Below are 2,033 nucleotides of genomic sequence, written 5' to 3'. Positions count from 1 at the left end.
GTTCCGGCGCGCGCTGCCGCTCCTGTTCCTGCCGCAACGCGCCCGGTCGAAGTGGCGCGGGCCGACACCGCCGGGGCCGATTACACGCTGCCCGAAGGCCGTCGCCAACCCGCCCCCGCCGTGACGCGATCGACGCCGGTTCCGGGCAAGCCCGCAGCGCAGGCCGCCCCCGTCGCGGCAACGGTTCCGGTAAGCGCGGGCGCGCGCATGGCGGGCGAGTGGAAATTGCAGCTCGGCGCTTTCGGCAATTCCGGAAATGCCGATCGCCTGGCGAGCCGCCTGTCGGGCAATGCCGCCCTCGGCGATGCGCGCGTCGAGCAGGAGCCTGCCGGGCGTCTCACCAAGGTCATGGCGGTCGGCTATCCCAGCCGCGCCGCGGCGCAGGATGCATGCTCCGCCCTGAAACGCGGCGGGCAGGACTGCCTCGTCACCCGTTGATCGCGCGAGGCCGGCTTCCCCCCTTCAATTGACCCGTTTCGCTCGATCGAGAGCGGCCATACATTGCATCGGCATTCGTTTTTGGAGAGAGCCCTCTTTAAGCTCGTCGGTTACGGAGCCCGCCCGAATGGCCTAGGAGCGCGCGGAAGGGATGATGCCGTGTCGAATATGCTGAAGACGCTGGTCAAGGATTACGGGTGGATACACACCTCGCTCGGCGTGGCAGGCAATGCCACGTTCGTGGTCGGAAGCGTGCTCTTTCTCCCGCAATTCGAGAATTTGCAGAAACTTGCCGTTTGGCTCTTTATCGTCGGGTCGGCGCTGATGCTGGTGGGCGCGCTGGGCAGCTTGGCGGTCAAACTGTACGACGATAGATAGTGTATCGGGCACAAGGGACGGACGCGTGGCTGGGACGATTGGGGGACAAAATGACTGAAACGCGCGCAGCAGCTGCCGCCTCACCCGACCAGCCGCAAGCGCATACAGCACCGCTCGGCGCCTCGCCCGATCGGATCGCGAGCCTCGATTTCATTCGCGGCATTGCTGTGATGGGTATCCTCGCGGCGAATATCATCGCCTTCGGCCAGCCTTTTGCCGCTTACATGTATCCAGACGCCTTTCTGACGCCGCATGGCGAGGCGGAGGGTTGGATGTGGGTTGCGCAATTCGTCCTCGTCGACGGCAAGATGCGCGCGCTGTTCTCGCTTCTGTTCGGGGCCGGGCTCTATCTCTTCCTCGAAAAGGCGTGGGAACGGGGACAGGGCCGCTGGCTCCAGGTGCGCAGGCTGTTGTGGCTGGGCCTGTTCGGGCTCTTCCATTTCTTCTTCATCTGGAAGGGAGACATTCTGTTCCTCTATGCGGTGTCCGGCCTTGCCGTGCTGCCCTTCGTGAAGATGGCGCGCCGCAACCAGTTCATCCTCGGCGTGCTGGGCTATATCGTCGGCGGTATCGTCTATGCCGGAATGGCCGCATCCATGGTGATGAGCGCGAACGGCGCGATCCCCGGAGACGAAGCCGCGCGGGCTGAAGTGCAGGCCGTGATGGTCGAAGCGCAGGAAGAGGAAATCGCGCAGGACCGGATCGACGGTGAATTGATCGCGAGCGGCGATTATCCCGGCTTGGTCGAACGCAATCTCACCGAAAGCACAACCGAGCCGCTGACCATGCTCCTGCTGTTCTGGCTGGAGACCTTGCCGCTGATGCTGATGGGTATGGCGCTCTATCGCAAGGGGCTGTTTTCCGGCGGCGTCGACCGGCGCAAGCAGATGATCTGGGGCTGGGCGGGGGTGCTGGTCGGCGGGGCGCTGACATTGTGGATCGCGCTGATGGTTCGGGCCGGTGGATTCGGCTATTGGGACACGATTGCCGCTTTCATCGGCTGGTCCCATTTCCCGCGTCTTTTCATGGGGCTGGGTCTGCTCGCGCTGCTGGCGCTGTGGGGCGAGCGGGTGAGCGGATGGCTGGCACTGCGCGTTTCGGCAGCGGGGCGGGCGGCCTTTACCAATTATCTCGGCACGTCCGTGGTGATGATGCTGGTCTTCCATGGCTGGGCGGGGGGGCTGTTCGGCGAATTGACGCGTGGGGGGCTCTACGGC

At 64.6% G+C, this 2,033-nt stretch carries 3 protein-coding genes; all 3 read left to right on the top strand.

Going from position 1 to position 2,033, the window contains the following annotated elements; all coding sequences use genetic code 11:
- A partial coding sequence (locus A3736_RS16870) for an SPOR domain-containing protein (RefSeq protein ID WP_197465442.1) occupies positions 1 to 438 on the top strand: 438 nt, incomplete at its 5' end.
- A 168-nt stretch (positions 439 to 606) separates the two neighbouring features.
- Complete coding sequence (locus A3736_RS00985; RefSeq protein ID WP_233999141.1) at positions 607 to 816, top strand: YrhK family protein; 210 nt, start codon at positions 607 to 609, stop codon at positions 814 to 816.
- Between the two features lie 50 nt (positions 817 to 866).
- On the top strand, positions 867 to 2,033 hold a 1,167-nt coding region (locus A3736_RS00980; protein ID WP_067678080.1), incomplete at its 3' end, for a DUF418 domain-containing protein.

This window comes from Erythrobacter sp. HI0063, assembly GCF_001635685.1.
Taxonomy (GTDB): Bacteria; Pseudomonadota; Alphaproteobacteria; order Sphingomonadales; family Sphingomonadaceae; genus Qipengyuania.
This window is presented reverse-complemented; position numbering and strand designations above follow the sequence as displayed.

What these genes read in the sequence shown, in the direction of transcription:
- A3736_RS00985 (WP_233999141.1), top strand. Translation starts at nt 607, where the DNA reads ATGCTGAAGACGCTGGTCAAGGATTACGGGTGGATACACACCTCGCTC.